A 2,868-nucleotide genomic window follows, 5' to 3' on the forward strand; every position below is an offset into this window, starting at 1 on the left:
CAGCAACATGGCCCGCGTCGAAGGCGTCCAGCTCGACGCGGGCCATGTTGCTGTAGTGGGCCACGACCTCGTCGCCGAAGGCGGCCTTGGCGATCGGGCTGTTCTCCCACAGCTCGGCGGCCTCGCGCAGGGAGGTGGGGACGTGCGCGAAGCCCGCGGTGTAGGCGTTGCCGGGGCAGGGCTCGGGGAGTTCGAGCCGCTGCTCGATGCCGTACAGGCCCGCGGCCACCAGTCCGGCGACGGCGAGGTAGGGGTTGACGTCGCCGCCCGGCAGGCGGTTCTCGAAGCGGGTGGAGCGGCCGTGGCCGACCACCCGCAGGGCGCAGGTGCGGTTGTCGTGGCCCCAGGCGACGGCGGTGGGGGCGAAGGAGCCGGGCTGGAACCGCTTGTAGGAGTTGATGTTGGGGGCGTAGAGCAGGGAGAAGTCGCGCAGGGCGGCGAGTTGTCCGGCGAGGAAGTGCCGCATCACCTCGGACATCCCGTCGGGGCCCGCCATCACGTTGGCGCCGTCGGCGTCGGTGAGCGAGAGGTGGATGTGGCAGGAGTTGCCCTCGCGCTCGTTGTACTTGGCCATGAAGGTGATCGAGACGCCCTCCTGGGCGGCGATCTCCTTGGCGCCGGTCTTGTACAGGGCGTGCTGGTCGCAGGTGGTGAGCGCCTCGTCGTAGCGGAAGACGATCTCGTGCTGCCCGGGATTGCACTCGCCCTTGGCGGACTCGACGGTGAGTCCGGCGCCCGCCATGTCGTTGCGCAGCCGGCGCAGCAGGGGCTCGATACGGCCGGTGCCGAGGATGGAGTAGTCGATGTTGTACTGGTTGGCCGGGGTCAGCCCCCGGTATCCCGCGTCCCACGCCTGTTCGTAGCTGTCCTTGAAGACGATGAACTCCAGCTCGGTGCCGACCTGGGCGGTGTAGCCGAGTTCGGCGAGCCGGTCGAGCTGGCGGCGCAGGATCTGCCGGGGGGCGGCGACGACCGGGGCGCCGTCACTCCAGGCGAGGTCGGCGACGAGCAGAGCGGTGCCGGGGTGCCAGGGGATGCGGCGCAGGGTGACGGGGTCGGGGCGCATGGCGAAGTCGCCGTAGCCGCGCTCCCAGGAGGACATCGCGTAGCCGTCGACCGTGTTCATCTCGGTGTCGACGGCGAGCAGGTAGTTGCAGCCCTCGGTGCCGTGTTCCAGTACCTCGTCGAGGAAGAACCGGGCGGCGAACCGCTTGCCCTGGAGGCGCCCTTGCATATCGGGGAACGCCAGGACGACAGTGTCGATCTCACCGCTTTCCACGAGGGCACGGAGTTCCTCGATGGGGAGCGGGGCTGTGCGGTCTGCCACGGAAAAGCCTCCTTGGGCGCCTTCGCGCTTCTTCGGCCGGGCCGGGAGCCATAAGGTATTGCCAAGAACCATTGCTTGGGAAGGGGGTACGGCGGATGTCGTCTCATACGGAGTGGCACGGGGTGGGCGACCGGCTCGCCCCGGTGCTGCGGCCGGTGCGGGCGGGCAACGGCTTCGAGGAGGCCCTGGAGCAGATCCTCCAGGTGGTGCGGCTCGGCCTGGTGCCGGGCGGCGAACGGCTGCCGGCGGAGCGGGAGCTTGCGGAGCGGCTGGGGATCAGCCGGGTGACGCTGCGCGAGGTGCTGAAGGTGCTCCAGGACCAGGGCCTGGTGGAGGCGCGGCGCGGGCGGTACGGCGGAACGTTCGTGCTGCCCCGCGCGGACGCCGGTGGCGAGGACGAGCTGCGGCGGCGGATCGCGGCGGTCGACGTCGAGGACGTGCTGCGGTTCCGGGAGGTGCTGGAGGTGGGCGCGGCCGGGCTGTGCGCGGCGCACGGACTGACCGGCGAGCAGGCCGGGCTGCTGCGGGAGGCGCTGATCGAGACGCACGAGGCGCCGCTGGCCGACTACCGGCGCCTGGACACCCTGCTGCATCTGACCCTGGCCGAGCTGTGCGGCTCCCCCTCACTGACCGCCCAGTACGCGGCGGTGCGGGCGCAGGTCAACGAGCTGCTGGACTGCATCCCGCTGCTGGTGCGCAATCTGGAGCACTCCCAGCGGCAGCACACCGCGCTGGTGGAGGCGGTGCTCGACGGGGACGCCGACGGCGCGCGGGAGATGATGCGGGAGCACTGCGCGGGCACGGCGGCGCTGCTGCGGGGCTTCCTGACGTAAGCGGATTCTGCAAAGGTATTCTCATATACCTTTTGGGAGGCTGGCGTGGACGGACGACCGCTGATCGGTGTGAGCACGTATCTGGAGGCCGGGACGCGCTGGGGGGTCTGGGAGCTGGCGGCCGCGCTGCTGCCGGCCGCGTATCCGCGACTGGTCCAGCGGGCCGGGGGGCTCGCGTGCATGCTGCCGCCGGACGACCCCTCGCTCGCCGCGGCGGCGGTCGCCCGGCTGGACGGTCTGGTCGTCGCGGGCGGCCCGGACGTGGACCCGGTGCACTACGGCGCCGACCGCGACCCCCGCACCGGGCCGCCGGCCCCGGCCCGCGACGCCTGGGAACTCGCCCTGATCCACGCCGCGTTGGCCTCCGGCACGCCGCTGCTGGGTATCTGCCGGGGCATGCAGCTGCTGAACGTGGCGCTCGGCGGGACGCTGGTCCAGCACCTGGAGGGGCACGCGGAGGTGGTGGGCACCTTCGGCACGCACCCGGTCAAGCCGGTACCGGGCACGTTGTACGCCTCCCTCGCCCCCGAGGGGGTGTCGGTCCCCACGTACCACCACCAGTCGGTCTCCCGCCTCGGCCGCGATCTGGTGCCGTCGGCGCATGCGGAGGACGGCACGGTCGAGGCACTGGAACTACCGGCCGGGCGGGGGTGGGTGCTGGGGGTGCAGTGGCATCCGGAGATGGGGGAGGACCTGCGGGTCATGGAG

At 71.8% G+C, this 2,868-nt stretch carries 3 protein-coding genes; 2 read left to right on the forward strand and 1 reads right to left on the reverse strand.

Going from position 1 to position 2,868, the window contains the following annotated elements; translation table 11 throughout:
- Nucleotides 1-1,327 (reverse strand): glutamine synthetase family protein (locus tag CCN72_RS20435; RefSeq protein ID WP_107430133.1); only part of this gene is annotated, 1,327 nt, incomplete at its 3' end.
- 95 nt (nt 1,328-1,422) lie between these two features.
- Between CCN72_RS20435 and CCN72_RS20440 the strand changes: the two genes are divergently transcribed.
- Nucleotides 1,423-2,160 carry a FadR/GntR family transcriptional regulator gene (locus CCN72_RS20440; protein ID WP_086808772.1) on the forward strand — a complete coding sequence of 246 codons (738 nt, stop codon included), beginning with the start codon at nt 1,423-1,425 and terminating at the stop codon, nt 2,158-2,160.
- A 45-nt stretch (nt 2,161-2,205) separates the two neighbouring features.
- A partial coding sequence (locus tag CCN72_RS20445; protein WP_086808773.1) for a gamma-glutamyl-gamma-aminobutyrate hydrolase family protein occupies nt 2,206-2,868 on the forward strand: 663 nt, incomplete at its 3' end.

The organism is Streptomyces murinus (assembly GCF_002154555.1).
Taxonomy (GTDB): Bacteria; Actinomycetota; Actinomycetes; order Streptomycetales; family Streptomycetaceae; genus Streptomyces; species Streptomyces murinus.